General features: G+C 39.7%; 26 protein-coding genes and 1 other annotated feature. Of the genes, 6 read left to right on the top strand and 20 right to left on the bottom strand.

The window, feature by feature from the left end; genetic code table 11:
- Positions 1–49 precede the first annotated feature (49 nt).
- On the top strand, positions 50–760 hold the full coding sequence (locus JVX94_RS15125; RefSeq protein WP_095409992.1) for a GntR family transcriptional regulator: 711 nt from the start codon (positions 50–52) through the stop codon (positions 758–760).
- A gap of 47 nt (positions 761–807) precedes the next feature.
- Here JVX94_RS15125 and JVX94_RS15120 read toward each other — a convergent pair whose 3' ends face one another.
- Both JVX94_RS15120 and JVX94_RS15115 read right to left on the bottom strand, forming a co-directional pair.
- Positions 808–1,791, bottom strand: a complete 984-nt coding sequence (locus tag JVX94_RS15120) for a hypothetical protein (protein ID WP_404841175.1) — start codon at positions 1,789–1,791, stop codon at positions 808–810.
- 132 nt (positions 1,792–1,923) lie between these two features.
- Complete coding sequence (locus JVX94_RS15115) at positions 1,924–4,107, bottom strand: Ig-like domain-containing protein (RefSeq protein ID WP_144484180.1); 2,184 nt, start codon at positions 4,105–4,107, stop codon at positions 1,924–1,926.
- Between the two features lie 242 nt (positions 4,108–4,349).
- On the opposite strand from JVX94_RS15115, the gene JVX94_RS15110 reads away from it, so the two are divergent.
- Positions 4,350–5,246 (top strand): PhzF family phenazine biosynthesis protein, encoded by an 897-nt coding sequence (locus JVX94_RS15110; RefSeq protein WP_205183629.1) that lies wholly within the window; start codon positions 4,350–4,352, stop codon positions 5,244–5,246.
- A gap of 40 nt (positions 5,247–5,286) precedes the next feature.
- On the opposite strand, the gene JVX94_RS15105 is transcribed toward JVX94_RS15110, so the two are convergent.
- From JVX94_RS15105 to JVX94_RS15070, 8 genes are all read right to left on the bottom strand, one after another.
- Positions 5,287–6,162: a LysR family transcriptional regulator gene (locus JVX94_RS15105; RefSeq protein WP_240193771.1), complete on the bottom strand. Its 876-nt coding sequence runs from the start codon at positions 6,160–6,162 to the stop codon at positions 5,287–5,289.
- Between the two features lie 8 nt (positions 6,163–6,170).
- A complete protein-coding gene (locus JVX94_RS15100; protein ID WP_048238286.1) occupies positions 6,171–6,677 on the bottom strand; it encodes an LURP-one-related/scramblase family protein in 507 nt (168 codons plus the stop codon).
- Positions 6,678–6,785: 108 nt separating this feature from the next.
- Positions 6,786–7,124, bottom strand: a complete 339-nt coding sequence (locus JVX94_RS15095) for a darcynin family protein (protein ID WP_205183627.1) — start codon at positions 7,122–7,124, stop codon at positions 6,786–6,788.
- A 70-nt stretch (positions 7,125–7,194) separates the two neighbouring features.
- The gene (locus tag JVX94_RS15090) at positions 7,195–7,785 is read right to left on the bottom strand and encodes a Crp/Fnr family transcriptional regulator (RefSeq protein WP_205183625.1); all 591 of its coding nucleotides are present in this window, start codon (positions 7,783–7,785) and stop codon (positions 7,195–7,197) included.
- A gap of 148 nt (positions 7,786–7,933) precedes the next feature.
- Entirely contained in the window at positions 7,934–8,782 is an 849-nt protein-coding gene (locus tag JVX94_RS15085; protein ID WP_205183623.1) for an MBL fold metallo-hydrolase, read from the bottom strand.
- Positions 8,783–8,848: 66 nt separating this feature from the next.
- Complete coding sequence (locus JVX94_RS15080) at positions 8,849–10,015, bottom strand: MFS transporter (RefSeq protein ID WP_205183622.1); 1,167 nt, start codon at positions 10,013–10,015, stop codon at positions 8,849–8,851.
- A gap of 137 nt (positions 10,016–10,152) precedes the next feature.
- Positions 10,153–10,455 (bottom strand): ArsR/SmtB family transcription factor, encoded by a 303-nt coding sequence (locus JVX94_RS15075; protein ID WP_025093701.1) that lies wholly within the window; start codon positions 10,453–10,455, stop codon positions 10,153–10,155.
- Between the two features lie 700 nt (positions 10,456–11,155).
- On the bottom strand, positions 11,156–12,985 hold the full coding sequence (locus JVX94_RS15070) for a hypothetical protein (RefSeq protein WP_205183621.1): 1,830 nt from the start codon (positions 12,983–12,985) through the stop codon (positions 11,156–11,158).
- A gap of 265 nt (positions 12,986–13,250) precedes the next feature.
- On the opposite strand from JVX94_RS15070, the gene JVX94_RS15065 reads away from it, so the two are divergent.
- Both JVX94_RS15065 and JVX94_RS15060 read left to right on the top strand, forming a co-directional pair.
- Positions 13,251–13,796, top strand: coding sequence for a Pathogenicity island protein (locus JVX94_RS15065; protein WP_205183620.1), 546 nt, complete (start codon positions 13,251–13,253; stop codon positions 13,794–13,796).
- A 51-nt stretch (positions 13,797–13,847) separates the two neighbouring features.
- Positions 13,848–14,006, top strand: a complete 159-nt coding sequence (locus JVX94_RS15060; protein WP_205183619.1) for a hypothetical protein — start codon at positions 13,848–13,850, stop codon at positions 14,004–14,006.
- A gap of 105 nt (positions 14,007–14,111) precedes the next feature.
- On the opposite strand, the gene JVX94_RS15055 is transcribed toward JVX94_RS15060, so the two are convergent.
- The 8 genes from JVX94_RS15055 to JVX94_RS15020 form a co-directional block, all read right to left on the bottom strand.
- Complete coding sequence (locus JVX94_RS15055; RefSeq protein ID WP_240193770.1) at positions 14,112–14,492, bottom strand: 3'-5' exonuclease; 381 nt, start codon at positions 14,490–14,492, stop codon at positions 14,112–14,114.
- A gap of 126 nt (positions 14,493–14,618) precedes the next feature.
- Entirely contained in the window at positions 14,619–16,142 is a 1,524-nt protein-coding gene (locus JVX94_RS15050; RefSeq protein WP_205183618.1) for a serine/threonine-protein kinase, read from the bottom strand.
- A gap of 56 nt (positions 16,143–16,198) precedes the next feature.
- On the bottom strand, positions 16,199–16,678 hold the full coding sequence (rlmH, locus tag JVX94_RS15045) for a 23S rRNA (pseudouridine(1915)-N(3))-methyltransferase RlmH (protein ID WP_034621943.1): 480 nt from the start codon (positions 16,676–16,678) through the stop codon (positions 16,199–16,201).
- A gap of 80 nt (positions 16,679–16,758) precedes the next feature.
- Complete coding sequence (locus JVX94_RS15040; protein ID WP_065215011.1) at positions 16,759–16,929, bottom strand: CxxH/CxxC protein; 171 nt, start codon at positions 16,927–16,929, stop codon at positions 16,759–16,761.
- A 161-nt stretch (positions 16,930–17,090) separates the two neighbouring features.
- Positions 17,091–17,921: an energy-coupling factor transporter transmembrane component T family protein gene (locus tag JVX94_RS15035; RefSeq protein ID WP_095410003.1), complete on the bottom strand. Its 831-nt coding sequence runs from the start codon at positions 17,919–17,921 to the stop codon at positions 17,091–17,093.
- Positions 17,912–19,627 (bottom strand): ABC transporter ATP-binding protein, encoded by a 1,716-nt coding sequence (locus tag JVX94_RS15030; RefSeq protein WP_205183616.1) that lies wholly within the window; start codon positions 19,625–19,627, stop codon positions 17,912–17,914. The genes JVX94_RS15035 and JVX94_RS15030 overlap by 10 nt, the downstream gene beginning before the upstream one ends.
- 19 nt (positions 19,628–19,646) lie before the next feature.
- Positions 19,647–20,204, bottom strand: coding sequence for an ECF-type riboflavin transporter substrate-binding protein (locus JVX94_RS15025; protein WP_024424020.1), 558 nt, complete (start codon positions 20,202–20,204; stop codon positions 19,647–19,649).
- 14 nt (positions 20,205–20,218) lie between these two features.
- On the bottom strand, positions 20,219–21,079 hold the full coding sequence (locus JVX94_RS15020; protein WP_111292031.1) for an SAM hydrolase/SAM-dependent halogenase family protein: 861 nt from the start codon (positions 21,077–21,079) through the stop codon (positions 20,219–20,221).
- A 110-nt stretch (positions 21,080–21,189) separates the two neighbouring features.
- Positions 21,190–21,460, bottom strand: a binding site (T-box leader).
- A gap of 192 nt (positions 21,461–21,652) precedes the next feature.
- Here JVX94_RS15020 and JVX94_RS15015 point away from each other — a divergent pair.
- On the top strand, positions 21,653–22,342 hold the full coding sequence (locus JVX94_RS15015; RefSeq protein ID WP_095410005.1) for an ABC transporter permease: 690 nt from the start codon (positions 21,653–21,655) through the stop codon (positions 22,340–22,342).
- Complete coding sequence (locus JVX94_RS15010; protein WP_205183614.1) at positions 22,343–23,224, top strand: ABC transporter ATP-binding protein; 882 nt, start codon at positions 22,343–22,345, stop codon at positions 23,222–23,224. It abuts the gene before it with no gap.
- 39 nt (positions 23,225–23,263) lie between these two features.
- Here the strand turns inward: JVX94_RS15010 and JVX94_RS15005 are convergent, their stop codons facing one another.
- Both JVX94_RS15005 and JVX94_RS15000 read right to left on the bottom strand, forming a co-directional pair.
- Positions 23,264–23,728 (bottom strand): GNAT family N-acetyltransferase, encoded by a 465-nt coding sequence (locus tag JVX94_RS15005; RefSeq protein ID WP_144471599.1) that lies wholly within the window; start codon positions 23,726–23,728, stop codon positions 23,264–23,266.
- Positions 23,729–23,796: 68 nt separating this feature from the next.
- Positions 23,797–24,987 carry a S1C family serine protease gene (locus tag JVX94_RS15000; RefSeq protein WP_377969777.1) on the bottom strand — a complete coding sequence of 397 codons (1,191 nt, stop codon included), beginning with the start codon at positions 24,985–24,987 and terminating at the stop codon, positions 23,797–23,799.
- Positions 24,988–25,039: the final 52 nt, after the last annotated feature.

Raw genomic sequence — 25,039 nt, 5'->3', positions numbered from 1 at the left:
TGTGCTATAATACAAGAACAATAAATCGTGAAAACAAAGAGGAATGGCCATGTTAAAGTATCAACAAATTGCGAGCGATATTGAAAAATATATTGTCACCCATGAGCTGCAGCAAGGGGATAAGCTCCCTGTACTCGAAACACTCATGAGCCAATTTGCTGTGAGCAAAAGTACCATTATCAAATCGTTAGAATTACTCGAAAAAAAAGGAATTATCTATCAAGTGAGGGGCAGCGGCATCTTTGTTCGAAGACACCGGCGCAAGGGCTACATCAGCCTTTTATCCAATCAAGGTTTTAAAAAAGACTTAGAGGAATTTCAACTGACATCAGAGGTTTTAATGCTAGACACCATCAAGCCGTCCGAAGAAGCTGCACTTAATTTGAATATTGAACAAGACGAGGATGTTTTTTATCTAAAACGCATTCGTTACATCAATGGACAAACCTTATGTTTAGAAGAATCCTATTACCGAAAAACCATCATTCCCTATCTCAACACAGAAATTGCTGCCGACTCTGTTTTTAAATTCGTCAGTGAAGGTTTGGGGCTCAAAGTCGGTTTCTCTGATATGTACTTACAAGTAGGCAAATTGAATGAAACCGAAGCGACGCACCTCGGCCTCAAACAAGACGATCCCGCTCTCCGCGTCGAGACGGTCTTTCATCTCACAAACGGCCAGCCCTTCGACTTTTCGAAAATCACCTATAACTACATGCAATCCCAATTTTTTATTCAAGCGAATAATTATTATGGGTGATGGACGGAAAAAGCCCCTCATAAGTTGAGGGGCTTTTTGAATACAATTCACTTGTAATAGTTATAATCATTGAACGTCGCGATCATATCTTCTTGTGTGCCGTTCTTCCCGCGATTTGTATTAAAATATAATGTTCCGTCATCGAAATCAACAGCTTCTATTTCAAAAAGAGTAAATGCACTGCTCGTAATTCGGAATGAAAGGTCTTTTCTAGTAAACAACTCTTTTGAAAAATCTTTTGCGGGTGTTTCCTTTTGCTCTTTCAGCATTTGATTGATATTTAACGGGTATGTGAGAATGACACTCACATTAGAAGCTCCGCCGTTGGAGTCTGGCTTAGATAATGGTACATATAATGTTCCTTGATAGAAAGAAATACCTTGAAGAATGTACTTAGAAACATCAACCACTGATTGATTTACAATCGCTTTCGTATAATTTAATGTAAACGTTGCCTCATATTCAAATTGTCCTTTTTGGTCGTTAAAATTCCCAATAAAAAAGCGATTCCCAGACCTTACAATAAACTTGTCCGCTCCAACAGAATATGTGATACCGCTAATTGATAAATTCGCCCCTTGGTATTGAAGGACATAGGATTTAGCCACTTTGTACGTATTTTTCTTCGTGTTTACACTTAACTTCACTATCTTTTTTACATACTTTACACCATCAGACATAGGCGCTACATATAAGCTAACTTGATCATCACCTTTTTGAGCTTTCACAGCTAAGTCATTGGCATGTCCTAAGTCATTGCTAGTACTGTTGGTGTCAGAGTTTTTAAGAAGCTTAACAGTTCTATTGCTCGACGAGCTGTTCATTTTAATAGCGTACAATTGCGTCAAGTGGTTTGCCGTATTTATTTTTGCAGCATAAATCATATTATTATTACGATCTACAGCCATCCCTTGCATAGAAGTGTAGAACCCAGAACCTGACATTGCAGAATACGTTGTATACGTGTTGAAATATCCGGATTGTGCCTGAACAGTCGCGGACCACATACTGCTGCAAAGGATGACAGCCATTAGGATAAAATTCTTTACTCTTTTCAATATAAACACTCTCCTATCATTGGAATTTATGTCGTTTGGCTATTAAAAATAAAATCGTCACCATAGAAATGAATGACGATTTTTTTTAAATGGTAAGATTAAACTCTACTTTTCAGCTTTAAACGTCTTTACCGTCTTACTGCTTTCCGACATGCCTTTCCCAGTGACGGTGAAGTGGAGTTTTCCTCCCTTAGCGCCTAGTTGTTTAAAAGTGACTTTTACAACTTTGCCTTTAGTAGCTGTTGACTTCGCAATAAGCTTTCCTGAAGAATGATAGATTTTGACAACATCTTGATTTGTGAGTTTACTGACCGTGACCACGTCTTTTTTCTTTTTGTTGTTTACGATGTTGATTTGGTTGCTTTTTAACGAAGTAGACGGCTCACCTTTAAAGGAAATAGCTTGCTTTCCGCTTTCCAGCAACTTATCACTGCTGCGTGTGACATACACTTTACCGCTCTTAGTTCCTACTTGTTTGACGTACAACTTGATGGATGTACTGTTAGCTGGTTTTGATGTGGCTAGTAATTTCCCGCTTGTTGAGTAGACTTTAATCACATCTTTTTTCTTCAATTTACTCACTGTAATGATGTCATTTTTATTTTTAAGATTATTGATTTTGACTTGGTTGGCTTTTAAAGAATCTGACTTTTCACCCTGATAACGAATTGGTACTCGATTGCCCTCTTTTAAACCCGGCTCTTTTATACTGATATAAAGCGTTCCACTTGTTTGACCCAATTGTTTGATGGAAATTGCCATGTTCGAACTTGAAGCAGTCTGCTGGGCAACCGCTTTACCGCCAGATGCTTGTTTAAATATTTTGATGACTGATTGCTTTTTGATTCCTTTTATCGTCACCGTATCATTTTTCCCTTTGTTGTTTGTCACCTTCACTTGAGATGCTGCAAGTGGAGATGTGACGACTTTTTTGACGGTGACAGTAGGCAGGGTGACCTTTCTATTTCCGCTTAACAACGTGATCGTTACTTTGGACCCTTGTTGTAATTTCCCAGTTTTTAATTTGAAATCTTTTCCAGGCGTAATAGGGAATGGTCCAAATTTCTTTTTCATTGTGCTAGCGCTGAGTTTCGACATTGCTTTTATTGTGTTATTCGCTGAATCAGATTGCACCTCTACAACAGCTTGATTACCAAACGTACTTATGCCATTAATGGTATCACTTGAATCATCGATTTCTTCCACGAAAACTTTCTGTACATCTTCCTGAAATTGATCCGTTTCACTCGGATTATCAGCCATGAACGACTTGACTGTAATTAAGTCACCGCCGATTAACTTTGAAACAGGAACATCATAGACGCCCTTAGAGTCTGTCTGACCTTCCCCAATGACTTTGCCATCTCCATCTAAAATATGAATCATACTTTCAGGAGTTGCGGTCCCGCCCACTGAAGTTGAAAGCTGAGTAAATGGATCAATAGTTGGAGCAGTTGATCTCAGTTGGAAAGTGGTCTCATGCAAAGCATTATCATAAGAGGGTTCCAACACTTGAAATTTACTTTGATTTAATGATTTTATTGAGTTTTTGTCCAAACTCAATTCAAAGTTGCCATCACCATCTGCAGTCATCGATTGAATGATGTCACTTGATTTTTGATTTTTAAAGACGATCTTTGCATAAGGAATTCCCGTTTGGCCTTTCACTGATTTAGACCATTTTGTCGTAGGAATAAGTGAGATTTTCTTAGGATTCACAATTTTTTTGTAAACGTCGATATTGTTACCAGTCGTCATTTTCACTGTTAGGAATGTACCTGCACTTAGGGCAGGCAGCTTTAAATGAATGGCATCATTAAATGTACCTGAAGCAATCACTTCGCCATCTTTCATGACCTCTACTTTTGTGTTCTTCACTGTTTTCCCAGTTAGCTCCTGAGAAGTATCATAAATCGGATCTAATGAGCTAAAAGATTCCTTGAAAACATACACTTTGTTTGAAGCAAGCATTGTTCCATTTTGGTCATATGTATCTAACTCCAACGTTTGACCTGAACTAAAGTTCAAAGAAAACAACTTAAAGTTTCCGTTACTATCTGCTTTTGCGTAGTGCATATATTTAGATTTCCAGTTACTCGGAACACCCCAATCTACGAGTGCAACGATTGCGTTTGGCGCTGTTTTACCTGTCAGATAATTATCACCATATTGATAACGATCGACTGTTGTTTTCGTTCCACCCTCTGTGGCACTCACACTTTCTTGAATAGGAAAACTCAACATCATCACACATAGAATAGAAGCTACTAATTTCAGGACCATTTTCATAAATATATCCTCACTTTTCCTATTAATGTTTTTATATACAAATATTATATATTTCATCTAGTATAGATACAAGAGCTAATAACATGACTAAAGACTTATCAAAATACAAATTTAATAGGTACAGTGAACCCTCCTCTCTTACATGAACACTTCCGATTTAAACCATCAAAAAGATTCATTTTACGAATGCATCAAACAAACTTATGATAAACATAACAAAAATGTGTAGGAGGGTTCGTCAGATGAGAGACATTAGGGTGTACCACGTCGATGCGTTTACAACTGAGAAATTTGGAGGAAATGCCGCTGGGGTAGTGTTGGATGGTGAGTTTTTAACAGAGGATGACATGCAGAGCATCGCCAAGGAGTTGAATTTACCGGAATCCGTCTTCTTGCTTCCTGCCCAAGATAAGGAAGCCGATTATCGCGTCAAATACTTCACACCGACGGAAGAGGTCAATTTTTGCGGGCATGCGACTGTTGGATTGACTTGGCTTCTGGCGACGGAGCTAGGGTTGGCTAAAGAGCTATCAGGGGTCGTGTTAGAAACAAAGATCGGCAATGTGCCTGTTGTATGGCACGAAGAAAATGGCAAGGTCGTTGATGTGGAAATGACGCAGGTGACACCGAAAACGCGAGATTTTGTCATTGATTTAGAAGAGCTTAGTGACATGCTTGGTGTGAGCAGTGACCGCATTGATCCTTCCTATCCTATCAAATTAGCAAACACCGGTAACTGGCATCTTCTTGTTCCGATGAAGGACCAACAGGACATTGATCAAGCGGCACCAAACTTAGCGGCTTTAGCTAGAATGAATAAAGAGCATGGCATCTCGACAACCCACCTTTATACGTTCCACCGCTCAAAAGAATGCGATCTTTATACGAGGGATTTTGCACCTGGGATTGGTATACCCGAAGATCCTGTGACGGGGGCAGCAAACGGGGCATTGGCTGGATATCTTTATTTGGAGGGCATCATTTCTCAGCAAGAAATCACTCGCCTGAACATTGTCCAAGGGGATGCCATCGGCAGACCTGGCATGCTTCGTATCACAGTCATTCCGAATGAATCAGAGCCGGTGATCAAAGTGGCAGGTGCAGCTGTCATCACGATCCGCGGCGTGTTGACTTTATAAAACATCAGCTTGAATGGGAGACATCCTGTTCAAGCTGATACTATTTAAAATGAGTTTTGACCGTTTCGATCCATCTTTTGGCCGATGGGGAAGCTGCTTTGAATGATTTGAGCGCCAGGTTAACCTCACGAAAGACGCTCGTCTCCAGTGGAATGACTTTCGTATGAGGTATGTACGGCGGCAAAACTAATTTTGGAATGATCGTGACCCCAAGCCCTTCTTGAACCATAGAAATAAGCGTATTGTTGTCTTCAATTTCAAACAAAACATGAGGCTTGACGCCGCCTCTTTCTTTTAACAGCTTCTTAACGAGTATGTCACAGCCCGCTTTCGGCATGATAAAGGCTTCATCATGTAACGAGTCAACTTCAATCACTTTCTTCGTATGAAAGCGATGATTCTCTTGAATGAGCACCACCAACTCATCCTGAAAAAGTGGAACGGTCTCGAATTCCCTCGATGACTGCGTTAAAAAACCAACATCAACCGTGCCTGAAGCGATCCATTCCTCAATCTCCTCATAACCACCCTCATATAACTCCAGCTTGATATGCGGATAGCTTTGCGTAAAACGATGAATAAGGCGTGGAAGGACATTTGAAGAAAAACTAGGGAATGTCCCAATCTTGATGCTCCCTACTTCCATCCCTTGAATTAGCGCCGCCTCCTGCTCAAGCAATGCCGCATGATGCATGATTTGCCGGATATGCGGCATCACCCGCTCACCTGCGTCCGTTAACGAAAGCCCGTTTCGATTCCGCCGAAGCAGCACAATCCCGAGTTCCGACTCAAGCTTCGCAATATTATGACTCACCCCAGACTGCGTCAGCCCAAGCTTCTCCCCGGCTTTTGTAAAACTGCCGCATTCGACGACTGTTAGAAATACTTTGTATTGGAATGTGATCAGTGTGCTCACCTCACTTATTAATTCGTCGTTGCCGACGACGAAGACCTAGACGCTGCTTCATCAGCTTTCACACAATCAATCGCAACAACGAGCGCAATCATCACAGGCTCCATCTCTTCTTTCAAAATATCAACCTTATAGCTGTCACCCCAAGTAAACCATTCCTTCTTCACCTGACCGATTACTTCGCCGTTCTGGAGCACCTGGAAATTCATATCCCACCAATTACCTTGCACTTCAATCCCAGCAGCATCAATTGAATATTTTGCTTTAAAGAACGTAAACTCTTTTTTAATCGTCAATACCTCTTGACCATTAACTTCTACTAAAAACTTTGGTAAAAAGGTAAACATTTTCTTCGTAATCATAGCGATTTTATCTCGTTCTGTATTCAAAATGGTGAACGTCTTCGGCATCTTCATAAAGCTGCCCTCAACCACATACACATCGTTCTCCTGCTGATCCTTTACCGTAAATCTGCCGCTCAGACTAAATACTTTCTGCTTCATGTAAAGCTGTTTCATATGTACCTCCGATTCAGTTCAAAAATTTATCCGTTCTTACCTTACCCCTGATTATACCAAAAAATAGAATGTACAAAAAACCACCTGATAGCAGGTGGTTTTCGATTACTAATCCATTTTCAGAGATTCCTTTTCATATGTTTGAAAAGCATCTTCCATGCCCATGATGACCTCTTTAATTTTGACATAACCACTTGTGTAAGGGATAGAATCTCTAATCTCTTCCCACATAAAATGATAGAATTTCAGGTCATCCGTTTCACACATCACAAAATCTGTGTAATCCTTGCCTGGAAGAGCTTCAGCATCAAAAAAGCGCACCGTCACATGTTCCTCATATTTCTGCATCAACTCTTGCAGCGAAGCCGCATGGGTTCTGCGCTCCTCTCGTGATAAAGCAAGCCAAGATGGGTAGAACTCTAATAAAACAACCATCATATATTTCACCATCATACCCCCGATTCTTCTATGATGTGATGATTGTACGTCAGATCTAGAGAATGTGCATTAACATAGGTTAATGTTCAGCAGGATGGAGCAGCCTGCTCAGCGAAACCGGAGAAATACCGATATATGAGGCAATATGATATTGAGCGATACGTTGATGTAACCCGGGATATTTCAATAAAAACGCCTGATATCGCTCAATGGCTGGCAAATATAGCAGTTCCCTCTCACGCTCTTCCTTTCTCGTATACAGCCTTTCTACACTAACCCGAACAAACCGCTCCCACATATGACTTCTGTCCATCAACAATTGAAGCAGATCATACGGAATTTCAATCACGATAGAATCCTCCATCGCTTCAATCGAATAAGGAGAAGGCTGCCTGTTGATCATACTTGCATAAGAAGTAGCAAAATCATCTTCCAACGTAAAAGCCACGTTGTACTCCCTTCCATCCGGTAACAAATAGAAGAGACGGAAGAGCCCCGTTATGCAAAAATAAGCATGCTTCACCGGATCGCCAGCCTTGATCATGCATGTACCCGCTTTTAATTGTTTAATCGTTGTTCCATCTTTGAAGGCTTGCCAATGATTTTGTTCGATTGGATACGTGGATATTTTGGTTTTGAAAGTGTCGTATGGGTCAGTTATTTTGTCCATCTGTTTTTTACCTCCTAATAAGGAAAACTCAAGCCTACTTGGGGATTGTTTTTATTATCAATGCTAAAAATAAGTCTGTCACAATACGTGATGCAAAAAAAGTCTCGTTTGAGGGAAATCACTCAAATGAGACTTTTTTAGTGTTTGTTTAATACCCATTTACAAAGTAAGCAATGGTTTCTAATTCATCTTCTTTCAGTTCTCTGTTCACGTAATGTTGATATTCTTTCGTGATTTTCTGCTTATCTCCACCACATTGATCAGTGAATTTCGCTATCATCCGAAGTTTGTCTGTTTCCTGACGAAACTCCTTTTTTGTCCACGGTCTTTGGTGTGAAGGAATATACGTATCGGCATCAAAAGCTTCTAACTCATCTAAAAGACGCAATATTTCTTTCACCGTGTAATGTACTTTTTCGGCATACATTTTCGGATAAATACAATCACCAAGAAACAGGATTTTCTCTTCTTTCACATACACGATCACTGAATCAGCAGCATGATCGCCTCCAACATGCTGCACGACACAAGTAACCCCGCCAAGATCAATTTCCATCCGCTGGTCAAACGTCACATCCGGCAAAACCACCTGAATATCTCGATGATCCTGATATTCTTCTTTTATCGCCTTCGCGCAAAACTCAATCTCCGTTCCTTCCCTCACCCGCTCATCAATCGCCTCATCTGACCACGAAAACGGAACAAGCTCCTCCATTTCCTTTCTTGTCTGTGCAGAAGCAATCGAAACCGAATCAGACAGCGCCGACAGACCAAAAATATGATCCCAATGCCAATGCGTGAGGACAACCATATCGGGCTTGGCGTTCTCGTGTTTTAAGGTTTCTTTGATAAAGTATTTGGCATGATCTTCTGAGTTACCAGCATCAATCATTAAGGTTTTGTTATTGCCTTCGACCATGCCTAGGATGGGGCGGTCGGTAAGTGATATTGGTGTGATGTACCAAAAACTCTGACCTATTTTTTTAATTGAGTGCAAAGGTGCTTCCTACTTTCTGTCATTATATTTTAAATTGAATCACGATTTTTCCCATCGTTCTACTGTTTAAGTATATCGAATTTCATTACTCGAAGTAGCACGCGAAGCCAATATTGTTACAATGATCGCGATTGCAACGCCTAAAGCACCTGCCCAAGTAACGGAAGATAGAGAAACTTTCTCTACAAAGATACCTCCAATGGCTGCACCTGCAGCCATCGCCAATTGCATCATTGACTGATTGAGACCTAATAGTATACCTGATGAATTTGGCTCCATTGTAGCTAAGTGATATTGTTGAGTCGGGCCAGAAGACCATGCAGCAAATGACCATAATATTAAAATGAGCAATACTCCAACATAAGAATGCGTCACTAGTGAGAGCAATATGAGCATGATGACATGTAATGTCATTCCACTAATCAGAGTAAAATTCACACCCCATCGATCGGTACTAAATCCACCAAACTTTGACCCAACTAGACTAGCAATCCCGAATACGAGGAGAACTCCACTCAGCAATTTGCTGCTTACACCTGATATATTTAAAAGGTAAGGGGATAAATAGGTATAGGCAATTGAATAACCACCAAGCCAGAAAAAGGTGATGGCTAATCCCAATACTACTTTTGGTTTTTTAAAAAGAGCGAGTTGTTGAATTAAAGGTACAGGTTTATCCCCTTGGATTTTTGGAATCGTAAGAGAAATTATAGCCATAGCTAATAATCCGAGTAAGGCTATTCCTCCAAATACAGCTTTCCAACCAAAGAAATCACTAGTCATCCTGCCCAGTGGGACTCCAATAATCAATGATGCTGTAAATCCCATTACTACTGTAGCAATAGCTGTACCTTGCTTACCTTTTGGTGCGATTTTTTCAGCAATTGTTAATGCAGTAACTACGACCATCCCCGCTCCAAGAGCCATAATAATTCTTGACACAATAAATAATTGATACCCAGGGAGGACGAATGCAAGAATATTACCTAAAATAAAAACGCTAAGTGAAAATAACATTAACTTGCGTTTATTCATTCCCGATGTTAAAGCCATTAATAATGGGGTGAAGATGGCATACACAAGAGAAAAAATCGTAATTAACTGGCCGGCTGCAGCTATCGTAATCCCTAATGATTCAGAAATATTATCCAAAATACCAGAGATAATATACTCTGATGTACCAACTAAAAAACTGACAATAGCTAAAATGTAAATCTTTACAGTGTTTGACAATGTAGATCACTCCTTATATATAATACATTTACATATCTAGAATTGTTAATATGTATGGACAAAAAAACATATTACGATAAGTCGATTTGTATTTAATAAATGAAACTGAATTCTGATGTATGAATTCAGTTCATTTATTAAATATTTTTTTCTAGAATCTCAGCAATTTTTTTTATGGCATTTTCATCTCTTTTATAATACGTGTATTTACCTATACGCTCTGTCGTAATTAATCCAGCTCGTAGTAAAATTGAAAGGTATTGAGATGCTGTTGATTGCGTCATTTTCAATTTATCTGTTATTTGACTAACACATACCCCTGTAGTATTCATATCAATCCCTTCATGGGGTGTAAAATGACGATCAGGTTCCTTTAGCCATTGTAAAATTTGCAATCTTGATTCATTGGATAAGGCTTTGAAAACTTCTATTGGCTCCATACAGACCATTATATCGATAAATAACGATATGTCAACATGTGTTGTTTGAGATCCCTTACAACTTTCTGTTTTCCTAGGTCATTCTCGCCGCTTTAGGCTTAATCGTGTTTTTTTTGCGGGGTGGTTATATCTTCTATTCTGGTGCAATGGAGATGTTTGATGGAAAAGGATTTGAGTACTTTTTTGCTGCTTGTACAGCTAAATTTAGCCTTCTCACCCCTCACTAACTTATGATAAGGCTCACCGTGATGCCTTTAAATGAGGTTATTATCTACCAAGGTTCTTAAAATATTATTTTATGTTGGATAGCGTGATCGCCTCATCTGACCACGAAAACGGAACAAGCTTCTCTATTTCCTTTCTGGTCTTTGCAGAAGCAATTGAAACCGTATCAGGCAGCGCAGGCAAACCAAAAATATGATCCCAATTCGAATGCGCGAGGAGAACGAGATCAGGCTTGGTGTTCTCGTGTTTTTAAGTTTCTTTGATAAAGTATTTGGCATGATCTTCTGAGTTGCCAGCATCGATCATTAATGTTTTGTTAGTGCCTTCGACCATGCCTAGGATGGGGCGGTCGGTGAGTGATACTGGTGTGATGTAGGAGAAGGTTTGGCCTATTTTTGATTGTGTGCATGGTGTGCCTGCTTTCTAATATTTTTAGATTTTATCATTAAGTCGTTGTTTGATGACAAATCAAATCTTATTTCTTTAATAAGTGTTTGGCTAACTTTCGATCTTCTTTATCTTTCGTCTTCAAGAAAAGCATTTCAATCAATTCCCTTGTGGCCGCTTGCTGCGCATACGAAGGAGACCATTCCCTTAATACACTTAATGCATGATAAATTAAATTTCCATCATCTGATCTAAGTGCAGCTTGAATCAATGGTAATCCTACACCTTCGTGTTCATATAAATCTTGCACAATATATTGTAGACAAGCCACTTCATCATCTGAAAGACTTGATAACGATAAATGTGTTTCTGCAAATGTACAAAGCTCTCTAATATGCGGGTGATGATTTGTGTCCATTACAGCAAAGTATATTTCACTATTTGTCTGATCTTTCTCAAGTAAAGCAAATAGATGCTCAATCACATCTAAACGATAAAAGAGAGCGATTTTAAGTGCTTGAGAGCTAAAACCCTGTTTTAACGTATCGATTGCAAGCTTTGGCCATCTACTGTCATTGATAAACGGTTGAACCGCTTCCTGGACAGCCTTATAATCGTCCTGTGTCCATGAGTCATTCAATCGATCTTCCCAAATCTCTTGATCATCACTTAAAAACTCACTTATTTTCATCATTGGGTAAAAGTCCTCAATTGTTTGACAGTGCTTATGAGCATGGTGAATAAAACGGCAGAGAACTGCGCTTGCATTTGGATACTCTTCTATTCCATAGATAGAAACCTCATCTTCTAATAGTGCTTGAATGATGAGGCTCGCTCCATCATATATTTCTTTGGTAATTTCATCTTTGGATAAAGCTGTTTCCAGATCACCTTTAAGAGCGCAAGTATAGGCTAAGTATTCATTCATGATTGTATTTTCGCAGCCCTTTGTTAGTAACCATCGTTTTATTTCTGGAATCGATGCTTCCAATTGCTCAACAGCCGAAATCTTTCCCCATCCATCAACGGACTTTGCAAGACGCCAAACAAGTTCGTTTCCTTGAATTGTGCCATTCTTCAATGCAAACACGACATAAGAAGTAAATTCTTCATGCATACCGATTGTGAATAAAAGCTCTTTGTATTTTTCACAGTTCGTACATCCCAGTATCATAACTGCAAATTTGACTACCTCCCGATGTGCCGCATGTTCAAGAAGCCATAACGCTTCTTGCTGTACAAGAGACTCATCCCATTGTGTTTGTTGAAATCGGTCAACTAACTCACGGTTGCGACTCGCCATATTGTTAGAAATGATTTTTTCATATGTTTTCTTTCTTGTTTCATTTGTAGGATGATTTAGTTGTTTTGCAAAAAGCTTCAATAATTTCTTCACATAAAAAGGGGCAGGTCGTTCATCTACATAATAATCAGATAAACCGGGAGCCAATCGTGGTTCATTTTCGTCAAATAAATAATCTTCATCGGGTAAACGATCATCTACTATTTTATGATGTGTTTGAATTTGTTGTTGAATAAAGGGAACGATTTTCTCTTTATGATCCCATGGTAGAAATTCTATCTTCATTGAATCATCTAACATCGTTTCATGATCTACCTTCACAATACAACGAAATCGTACATAACCGCCAAGTTTAACGGAAACCTTGTGTTTAGTGCCATCATGAAGTTTCAATATCCCCGATAATTTTGAATATGGAATTATATGAGACAATACACTTTTTCGTTGCTTTTTATCAACTGTCACGCCATCAATGATTAGTTGCTCTTCTTTTGTTTGGTTTGTAATTTCTATAGAATGCCCTTTATATTCAATTTTCCATGTTTTATTTATTTCTTTTTCTAAGTCTTTTATTAAGTTACGCATTTCACGTTTAAAGTCAGCTTTGAAACTCATGGAAGTCTCCTTAAGTAATTTATTGCTAAGAATATGATCAGTGAATGTTGTTACTACAATGTTTTCATGTTTTTAATATTTGCTTTCATTTAATATAATACGATATTTAATAAAGAAAATCTTTAAATAATAAACTTATAAAAAATAAGAAAAAAGTCATTATTACATTTCATTTAAAACATTATTATTTACTTATTTTATCCTTTCATCATTTAACAGCGTGTATAGCTATGTTAGTATGGCATCCAAAGGAGGATGATAAGTGATGAATATTAAATTAAAAAGCACCCTAATCAAATTGGCAGCCTCTCTATTTCTGATGAGCGCCGTAGCTCTCCCTATTTCACCTAAAGATGCAAATGCCACAAAGTCACAAGCCACATATAAAGTGGAGAACCTTAATGATAGTGAATTAAAGATGACGTTCGATCATGCTGATGTTCATATCGATTCTAAAGGAAATACGACATTGGAAGATCAAATAACGAATGAAAAACAAGTTCTTCCTAAAACATCGACCGATAAAAACGATCATCCTGTTACTTTGCATTATGAAAAAATTAAAAATGGGATTTTAATTAAAGTTGTGAGTGAAAAAACAAGCGGAAAGATCAGTACTCAATCTGTTGGAAAATGTATTCTAGGTACTAGTGGTGGGGCAGTAACCGGAGGTGGTACACTTGGTCTTGCTGGTGCTGCTGTAGGAACTGTCACGATACCTGGTATCGGAACTGTAGGCGCTGGTGCAGTTGGTGCAATCACAGGTACTGTTGGTGGAGCAATGACAGGAGCTGCTGCATCTTGTTTTTAATGAAGTGCAAAAAGGGTACTCTCTTTTTATCCTAAAGGGAAGGTGATCATGGTGTATAAAATCATCATACCATCTATACTAATTATTTTTTTTCTCTGGATTCTATTACAGATTTCACTAGAGATGAGCATATTTAAAAATCCAATGAATTATTTTATGTTATTCATTCTTTTCTTTCTTACCATCAAGCTGGTAAAAGAGAAACAATAGGAACTTATGGGATGTGCTAGAGGAGATGAATAAATTCATCTCCTCATATTTAAAAACTCCTAGACACACCACTTCAATAAACAAAACTCTTATAAGCTTCGAATTTTATTTATAGTCTAATATCGGCTCTTTACCCTTTACATCTTCAAAATACTTAGTAAACGATGAAACACCTGAATAAGATATTGATAGGTACTCTTTAGCACGAGTCATTCCTATATACATTAAAGACACTTCTTTTTCTTGATCCTGTTCATACTTTAATGGCATTAGATCAGCTTTCACGATAAAAACTGATTGAAAGTCGAGACCTTTACTACTATCGAGAGAACAAATTTTGACTGTCTCTTCCTCTGGATTGAATTTATGTTTTGTTGCACCATTTTCAGTTATCCAATTGTAAGGAATATTCTTTGTTTGAAATTCCGATTGAATCGCTGATATATAATGGTTATTGTATCCCTTTATACGATATAAAATGGCCATTTCAGAGTAAGGATGATTCCTATAATTAGGTTATGAAAACACTAAAAGAACTGAGGGCTATTACTAGCATCAGAAAATATTTTAAGTTTCATCAATAGATTTCAAAATAAATACCCCTGATGCAAATTAACTTGTCATAATAGAAATCCGATGCCTTCTCAGTTTAGAAAGTACATGGATATCATTATCTGTTAATGAATCTGTTTCAATGAGGTTTTCATATACTGCAGTTACTATCTCCTCATTTTCCATTAATAAAATAGGATGAGACTGTGTACCAATGAAATAATATTCTTCTTGTAGATTTCTAACTCTTAGTTGAGCTTTGCCATTTAACCAAACACTTTTACCGTCAATATCTGCAACACCATCATCATATTCTTCTCTACTAATATATCTATCATTGAACCACGCAGCTTCTTCCCTCCTAAAAGCATTATCTTCGTCATATATTTCGAAACTAGGCATGGCTCTTGTCTTTAAAACAAAAAATTGATGATCATATGAAGCTGAGTTTTTTAAAGCCCATACTTTTTCGATTTGCATTTCTGTATAATCCATTAATAAAGTATCTGCATTTATTTTTTCAATCCTATTTTTTATTGGCATATTACTTCTTCCCTGTGTCCACCATAAATTTGTTTCCTCAATTAGCTTGTTTATTTCGCCTATTATAGAATTGATCTTAACTTTATCCTCAGTTTCAATAATTCCTCTTTTTCCCGGAAAACAACATAATAAAGTATCGTTAAACCTTCGTAATTCACCTATCACTCTATCGATTTCTTTATTTTGTTTTGTATTCTCATCCTTTTCTTGAGCAGTTTTGCAAATTAATTCATACACTTCATTAACGCTTTGAGGTCGATTTTCTGGATTACGACTAAGCATTTTACTTATAACTGGTTCTATTAATGAATAAGAAGAGTCAACCTCTGATAATGGTGTTCTGTTTCCTCTTGCAACTCCGCCTGTAATATACCAAGTGATAATTTGACCTAGAGCAAATAAATCCATAGAAGGATGAGGTTGGCTACCTTTTCTAAACTGCTCAGGAGCGGAAAAATCAAAATTTGCCATCTTATCTCCCTTTTTAGTATGTACAAATCTTTCATATATTTCTGGATCAAACCATGATATTCCAAAATCAGCCAATACCATTTCACCATTTTCTGTAACCAAGATATTCTCTGGTTTTAAATCTCGATGTACAATACCCTTATTGTGAATAATGAAAAGTATATCCAACATATTTGTAAACATATTTCTTAAAGTCTCATAGTTTTGAGCAGGGTTTTTACTACTCCAAGTTTTAAGTGTATAAGGGAACTTTTTCATTATTATATATGGAAATTTTAGTTCTTGAATTTCTAAATGTCCAAAATAATAAATAGGTACAACTGCTTTAGTATCTGCTAGCTGCACTATTTCTCTAAATTCTGTTATGAATCTTTGGTATTTAGATGAATCAACTTTTTCTGCCAATACTTTTAAAGCAACTTCATTACTTCCGAATTCTGCGTTGTAAACTAGAGCATTTCCTCCCTCACCAATCTTTTCTCTTATTTTAATTTCCCCTAATTCTGAACAAAGTACTTCTCTACTTTTAAAAAATGCAGTGATTATTTTTTTCATGTCTTGTACATTCATTGAAAACATCCTCACTTATATACTATTTTTCAATATCCTTTAGTGAAATAACTAATTCACTTATGATAAGGCTCCCCCCGAACAATCCGAAACGCCCGATAAATCTGCTCCACCAGCACCAACCTCATCAACTGATGCGGGAACGTCATCCTCGAAAACGATAACTTCTCATTCGCGCGCTGCATCACAGCGTCGCTTAAGCCAAGGGATCCGCCTATGACGAAACATACTTTACTTTTTCCGTATGTTGCCAGCTTATCTATTGTATCGGCTAATTCTTCGGAAGTTTTCATTTTTCCTTCGATGGCGAGGGCGATGACGTGGGCGTCTGGGTTGATTTTGCTTAGGATGCGTTCGCCTTCTTTGTCTTTGATGATTTTCATGTCTTGATCACTGAGATTCTCGGGTGCTTTTTCGTCCGCGAGCTCAATGATCTCGATTTTTGCGTAAGCCTGTAATCGTTTTGTATATTCGGCTATGCCTTGCTTTAAATATTTCTCTTTTAATTTTCCTACTGTGATAATTGATATATTCACAGGTCATCCCCACCTTAAGAACAAGTTATTCATATAAGTTATCAACAATTGTGGATAAAATTTGTGTATTTTGTGTCCGATCATTCGTTCCCCACTATATATATTGCAGGTTCATCGCACAATTCACAGGTTGTGGATAAACTGTGTGTATGTTCGATTTTTCTGAATTCCGGCGGCGTTTCATGATCATCTATGTACATGTCTAATACGGTTTCTATGTGTTCTGCACACGCATAAAATGTTTTGTTCATAAGTTTCTGATTCCTCCAATAAGTTCTCTGGTTATTCACAAGTGTTTCGCTCATTGTCCAATATAACCGATTTATTCACATGTTAATAGTCTTTTACCATTTCCTCCACCTTTTATCCACAAACCAAACAAAAAAGCCTCCACTCCTGTGAAGGCTTCCTTCTATAGAAACGGATTATAAAATCTCGTTCCTCTAACAAATGTAATCACTAGCGACACGATTAGCACCACACCTACAAACAATAACGCCGCATAATCTGCTTTTTGAAAGTCTTTTGCCGTAAACCATGTGCGCTTTTTATGCTTTCCAAATCCGCGCAGCTCCATCGCATTGCTGATCGTTTCAATCCGCTCTAGGCTAGAAAATATCAACGGCATGACAATCGACAGCGCATTTTTAATCCGTTTCCCCAGCTTTTCATTCTTCGATAAATCAATGCCTCTTGCTTGCTGAGAAATCGCGATCGTGCGAAAATCCCGCTGAATATCTGGAATATAACGAAGAGCAATCGCTACAGCATACGAAATCCGGTAGCTGACCCCAATTCTACTGAGAGATGAGGCGAATTCACTTGGATTTGTTGTCACAATAAATAAAAGCGCTGCTGGCATCACGGTCACATATTTTAGCGTAATGTTCAATTGATAGAAAAGCTGTTCAAGTGTGACATTGTACCATCCTGCAATATGAAACAGTTCGTGTTTCGCTCCGTAGATGGCGACACCTTGCTGGGGTGCAAAGATGTAAATGGCGATGTTATTGATCACTAGGAAAATCGCCAGGACAATCACCACGAAGGAAATATCACGAAATCGTACGTTCGACATCTGAAAGAATACGATACTGGCGGCTAACATAAAGACTAATACGCCTGTATCATACGTGAGCATCGCTGCGGATGACCAGAGGATAAAGCAAATGAGTTTGGTTGCACCTGTCAGCCGGTGAATCGGTGACGGGCGATCGATATAGGACAGCATGTCTACAGCCATGTCATTCGTTCCTTTCTGTCAACCTCAATGAAGCGATCCACGAGTTCATTTGGATTCGGCCAATCTGCTTTCAGCGCCAGTTCATGCAGCGACGTTTCCTTTAAGCTCGCCTTTTGGACAAGCAGCTGATCTGTCAGCACTTTGGCTGGTCTATCATCTGCGATTTTTTCTCCATCAGAAATGACAATGGTTCTTGTGGTGTATTCGAGCATCAAGTGCATATCATGGGTGATCATGAAAATCGTGACACCCTGCTGATTTAATTGCTCTAAAAACGTCATCATCTCTGTGTAATGTTTAAAGTCCTGTCCTGCTGTTGGTTCATCTAGGATGAGGATTTCTGGCTCTAAAACCAGAATAGACGCGATGGTGACGCGTTTTTTCTGCCCAAAGCTGAGGGCTGAGACCGGCCAGTTCCGAAATGGATACAGCCCGCATACTTTCAAGACCCGCTCCACCCGTTCCTTGATCTCTTCTTCCTTTACACCTCTTAAAACGAGACCAAGAGCAACTTCATCAAAGATCATTTGTTTTGAAATCATTTGATTTGGGTTTTGCATGACGACGCCGATTCGTTCGGAGCGCTGTTTGATCGTATCTCCTGTGATGTCATCACCATTTAAAAGAATTGAGCCTTTCGTTGGCTTTTCAAATGCACAAAGCACCTTAGATAATGTCGTCTTGCCTGCACCATTGGCTCCTGCGATGCTGATCATTTCTCCTTTTTTGACAGTAAAAGAGATGTTGCTCAGCGTATTTGGTCTTGTTGGATAGTCAAAGCTCAGCTCGCGCACTTCTAGTAAATCCTCTGCTGTATTCTGCTCGACTGATGGCTCAGACGCTTCCATCCACTGCTCGATTTTCATTTTTTCCTCATCATTTAAGGTAAGATGCTGTAAATTCGCAATTTGATCTCCTGCTTCAATCGGAATGCCTGCATATTTCATAGCTTTTACATATAAAGGCTCACGTAAATAAGCCGCTTCTAAAACATTTGAGGCGAGCAGTTCATCTGGGGTCATATCCGCTGCAACCTTTCCTTCATTGACAACGATGATGCGGTCCACATGACGGAAGAGGACGTCCTCTAATCGGTGCTCAACCATCACGATGGTTTTTTTCGTTTGTTTTTGCAGCCGGTCAATAAGGTCGATGACTTCTTTGCCTGTTGCGGGGTCAAGGCTTGCAAGTGGTTCATCAAACAGTAAAATGTCGACATCGTTGACAAGTACGCCCGCAATGGCGACACGTTGTTTTTGCCCGCCTGACAGCTCATGCACGGATGATGCCAGCTTGCCGTCTACCTCTGTTAATCTAGCTGCTTCCTCGACACGTGTTTTCATTTCTTCGCGTGTGACTTGATCATTTTCAAGCGTGAACGCGATATCTTCTCCAACGGTCAGCCCGATGAATTGTCCATCGGGGTCCTGAAGCACCGTTCCGACAAGCTGGGAGAGGGAGAAAATGTTCTCTATCTCTGCATTTTTCCCGCCGATGTGAAGACTTCCTTCCATAGAACCTTTATAAGACGCAGGAACTAGCCCATTGATACAATGGGCTAGTGTGCTTTTTCCCGATCCGGACGGGCCTGCGATGAGAACTTTTTCTCCTTCATAGATGGTCAGGTTGATATCCTTTAATGTTGGTTCTGCCTGACTGCGATACTTGAATCCGAAATGTTCGAATTGAATCATCGGTTTCTTCATTTATGTGTTCCACCTTGCTTCATGATGTTTCTTTCGATAGGCTGCCGCTTTTGCTTCTCGTTTTCGCATAAGCTGCAATGATGATGGTTCCTAGTACACCAACTGTGATGATGTTTGAAATTCCTGCCACAATGCCTTGAACAAACACTTTGTTCGCAGGTTCTGCATAGATCACAATGTCAAGAACAGGAGCAATGATAAACCAGCCTAATGCCTGTGCGCCTGCTTGTACGGCGTTAAAGAGCGTGATTTTCTTCCAGCCGAAGTCTCCCTCTTCTACTTTTAAACGGTTAGAAATAAAGCCAATCAATAAACCAACCACACCCGATACAATAATCCAGCTCCACCAAGGGCCAAATGTGGTCGCATCTTTAATGAGATGGCCAATAAAACCAATCAGTGCGCCTGCAACAGGACCAAATAGCACGGCCATTAATGCAAGGAATGCGTATGAGGTTTCAATTTGTGTATTCGGAATTCCAGTTGGAATAGAGACGAATCGTCCTAGAATCACAAAGACGGCTGCGCCAATTCCAATAGCAACGACAGTTTTCGTTGAAAGTTGTTTTCCTGCCATGATGTATCCTCCTCTTATTCGTATATAATGCGCGGAGCTTTGCGAATCGAAAGGCGCCAGCCTGTGCCTGTACCGATGTTATAAGCCTTTGCAAATGACCCTTGATTGATCGCCACGCCTAAATGGTCGAGTGAATTGACATATACGAGTGGTTCGCCTACCTTTAAGTCGGCAAAAGATCGTCCATAGGTCATGATATTTTTATACACATTTTTTGGCCCGTTGGCAATGGTAACTTCTATTGCATCCCCATAATTAATTGAAAGCTGTTCAAATAGCGTGTGATGAATGTTTGTCCAAAGGTTTCCGAACCTCACATCTAAAATATCAATCGTGCCTGTGATCACATCTTCTTCCGCGTAAGCCTGTACGACTGGCAGATGGATAATATCATCAATATTCGCCTTTGGCCCAACCTCTTCAAAAGAAATCACACCTGATGCAATTCTCGCCCCTGTATAAGCGTAAATGTCTCTCCCGTGGAATGTATGTGATTTTCCCGACTTTGGCAGCCGGTTAATGGTTTCATCTAAATAACGGGCTTCCACAATGCCAATATCCTGCGCGACGTGCGTGAGTGTCCCGTTATCTGGGGTAATAATATAGTGTGAACTTGTCGTTTTGATGACAAGACTTTTTCTCTCTGATCCAACGCCCGGGTCAACGACAGAAACGAATACTGTCTCTTCCGGCCAGTATGTGACGGTTTGAAGCAGGCGATAAGATGCCTCCCAAATGTCATACTGCGGAATATTGTGTGTTAAATCGAAAATGCGGATGCTGCTGCTGACCGTATTTGCCACTCCGTACATTGCACTGACAGCTCCATCATCAATGCCGAAATCTGATTGTAAAACCAATGCATGTTCACTCATGTCAATCTCCCTTTCATTTGAAAAAATGGATGTGGTGTTTCACGTGGAACATTTGAACAATTGTATGAAAAAAGTGGACAATAAAAAATACCCCATCCTTATCTTTGAATCATAAGGACGAGGTATTTGTCTCGTGGTACCACCTTTATTTACTGTTTGCTCGCGCTAAACAGCCTCTACAAGTACAAAGCTCCAATCTGGCTCATATACTGTGGTTTTGATAACGAGTACCAACTCTCGTCGTCACCTACTAATATCATAGATATGTTCAGCACGAGGCTCAGAGACCATTTTTCGAATCATTATTTTTGCTTCTTTTCAGCTGCCGAAGCTCTCTGTGGAAAAATTGATGATTGTACTTTCTCTCGTCATTGCCTGTATAACTATCTTGAATTAAAGCTATCATACATGATGTTTTTTGATAAATCAAGATATTTTTCTGAACATTTTTAAAAATAAGTCAACTGGTGCTGGAAGAGTCTTCTTTTTATGAAATTTAAACAAATGTTAAAGAGCAAGATATGGTCTCTTTCTTTTCTAGGGGTATAATAAAGGTGAAGGGAGGTACAGCATGTGTGGACCATTTGTATGAATGAGTTTAAGCAGCTCTTCAAAAGCACAAAATCTATTTTAACAATTGTTATTATTTTCATTTTATCTACTTTTGTTTCGAGTCTTCCGTTTATCGCTGCTCATCAGGAAAAATGGGAGCTGGCAAAGGATCCTTATTCTATTGGGAATGAACTGGTGATTTTTTTATTTGGTTTCTTCCTTATTTTTTTGTTGTCTCATGATATTTTGAGCCGCGAGATTCATTTGAAAACCATTCGTTTTCTCGTCAGTAAAACAACCCGTTTGAACATTATCATCGGGAAATATCTTGGACTGATGCTGTTTTGGCTTAGCTGTATTATGACGACATACGTCCTGAATATGGTGATTTCACACCGTTTTCTGTTCTCAGATGCCTTAAAAATCTTAACCTTTATCAGTGTCGGTATCTCATGTGCTTTATTTTTGTCCATGCTCTTTCCAACACCGCAGAAATCAATGTTTGTCGGCATGTTATTTTCCTTTCTTTTCCCAATCGTCAGTATGGTTTCTGTTCTTTCTTCAGAACGAATGATTCATTGGTTCCAATATATGACGCCTTATTATTATGCGCGCTGGAGTGAACCGCTGACCTATGTCCTAATGAACACGGCATTGACAGTTATCTTACTCATTGGAACTGCACTGCTGTTTCAAAGGAGGGATGTGTAGATGCTTCATACAAAAGGGCTCACAAAAAAATATCGTACAAAAGTCGCGATAGATCAAATTAACCTTCATGTCAATCAAGGCGATATCTTCGGACTCATTGGACCAAAGGGGTCTGGTAAGACGACGTTTTTCAATATCATTACCGGCATCTCCCGCCCGACCTCTGGTACGTTTACAGTGATGAATAAGCCTTCGCTAAAAAAAGCGAGACAGCATATCGGTGTTCTGCCTGAATATACGGATTTATATGAAGGTCTTACAGCTCTTGAGCATATTGCCTATTTATCAAAAATTACCGGAACACGCCAGAAAACGAGTGATTATGAAGAACTGCTCGAATTTGTCGGTTTACATCACTATCATCAGGAGAAGGTCGGTGCCTTTACACCTGGTATGAAGAAACGGCTCGGGATGGCGCAGGCCATCGCCCATCAGCCGGAATTTATTTTACTCGACGAGCCTTTTGCCGATATTGATGCAGATTCGATCTTGCACATCCAGCAGGTCATTGAAGCATTAAAAGATGAAGGAAAAACCGTCTTTTTAACAGCTGACCGCCCAAGGTTCACCAATAGTATTTGTACCAAAACTGCGTTCATTTCTGAAGGAAAATTAGTGTCCCCACATACTCATCCTCAAGAAAAAACCATCACATCCTCAAACATACGTGCAACCTTCAAGCATGCATGGATTGATGATGAGGTGAAACCTGTTCTGACGCAGTACCTACAAACTGTCGGAACAGATCTTGTGATCAGTGATGACGAGACCTCATTGTTAATTCGTTCAGAAGCTCAAGTTCCAGCGATCATTCGCGCTTTCGTGAAATGCAAAGTCGATTTATACAGAGTCACAGCTCAGGATGCCATGATGTCCTCTTAAAAAAGTACCGTACGCTTTCTGCACGGTACTTCTTCTTTTTTATAAAGGTTTACTCATATAGATACTAGTTTCTGCAAATCCTGTTTTCTCGTACAGCGAACGGGCGATTTGATTGTGAGCAAAGACATGGAGCGAGAGCTTTTGCACACCTAATGACTTTGCCTGCTCCTCTAATGCAGCAATGGCCTGCTTTGCAAAGCCTTTTCCTCGATAAGCTTCAAACAAAATAAAGTTATAAATAAATGCTTCGTGCTGTGGGTGATTCGGGTCATAGCAAAGCCAAACCCAGCCAATCGCTTCATCTCCGTTTAAGAAATTCCACAGCTCATGATGCTCTGTCTGAAGGCCTTCTGGAAGCAGCCTGTCAAATTGTTCTTCTGCGTTCGCAAGGGATTCTTCCTTCACCCATGTCCCTGCGAGTACCTTTTCTTCCGCGTACCGTTGAATGTCCTTCTCCATCAATGCATCGTAATCGGTTTGCGACATTGGTTGTAGTGTAATCAATCGTACCCCCCCCTTTCCTTTATCATATGATGAGCATGCAAAAAAAACCAGTCCCTTGCTGGAACTGGTTAGCCGCCATATCGGTCGGTTTGAGAAAGTTTGATCTCTGCTGATTTTTTCTTTCCGCTTCGGTAAAACTGCACCTTTACCTTGTCGCCGACCTTCTTTTGATATAAATACTTACGAAGATCTACGATATTCTGTACACTCTTGCCATCAAAGGAGGTCACGACATCCAGCTCTTTTAGTCCCGCTTTTCCTGCTGGAGATAAAGGCTCAACACTCATGACAACAACCCCAGATGTGACCTTGGAGGGCAGCTTCAATGTTTCCTGCCAGTGGTAACTCGCAATATCCGCTAATGATTTCATGCCGACGCCAAGATACGGACGCTTTACCTCTCCGTAGCGCTCTAAATCCTCTATGACAGGGATGACCAGATTCGCTGGAATAGACAGCCCGATTCCTTCTACCTCTGATTCAGCAATCTTCATTGAGTTGATGCCAATTACTTTTCCGTCCATATTGATCAAGGCACCACCGCTGTTTCCAGGATTGATGGCGGCGTCTGTTTGCAGTACTTCTGCATTCCAATCCGTCTGTCCATCCCCATTTGAGTCAACAGGAATCGCTCGCTCCGTGCCTGAAATGACTCCTTGTGTGACAGAGCCTGCGAATTCAAGCCCTAATGGATTTCCAATGGCGATGACTGGCTCACCCGGCTTCACATGATCTGAGTTACCGAAGGCTGCCGTTTTCTTGATTTTATCACTTTTGACAGTGAGAACTGCTAAATCCATGAGCTGATCGCTGCCGACAAGATTGGCACTAATTCTTGTCCCGTCATGAAGGCTCACTTCAAGCTGGTTGGCGCCTTTGATGACGTGATGGTTTGTGACAATATAAAACGTGTCACCCTTTTTCTTATAGATCACACCTGACCCGCTGCCTGCTTCTCCGCCTTCCTCCCAAAAGCTCGACTTTTGGATATTAATGACGCCGACTACCGTATCTGACATATTAGACACGACTTTCGTGACAGCATCATTGACGTTTACATTCACAGTCTTTAAAGGACCCTGAGATGTTTGTCCATCACCGTTCTGCTGCCATCCAAAGGGACTGCCGCTCTGTCCAGATACATAGGGGAAAAAGAATCCCATTAAAAAAGCTCCTACCAATACACCGATCAAACCAGAAAGAAAATATCCTTTTCTGCTTCGTCTCGGCTTCCACTCTACATCGCGATAATCCACTATGTTTCCTTCCTTTCAGTGAATAGATGATGTATATAGTGTTGGTAAGAAGCTC

This window comes from Bacillus sp. PDNC022 (genome assembly GCF_016919285.1).
Lineage (GTDB): Bacteria > Bacillota > Bacilli > Bacillales > Bacillaceae > Bacillus > Bacillus safensis.
The sequence above is the reverse complement of the archived record's forward strand: the minus strand, read 5'-3'. Positions and strand labels throughout refer to the sequence as shown.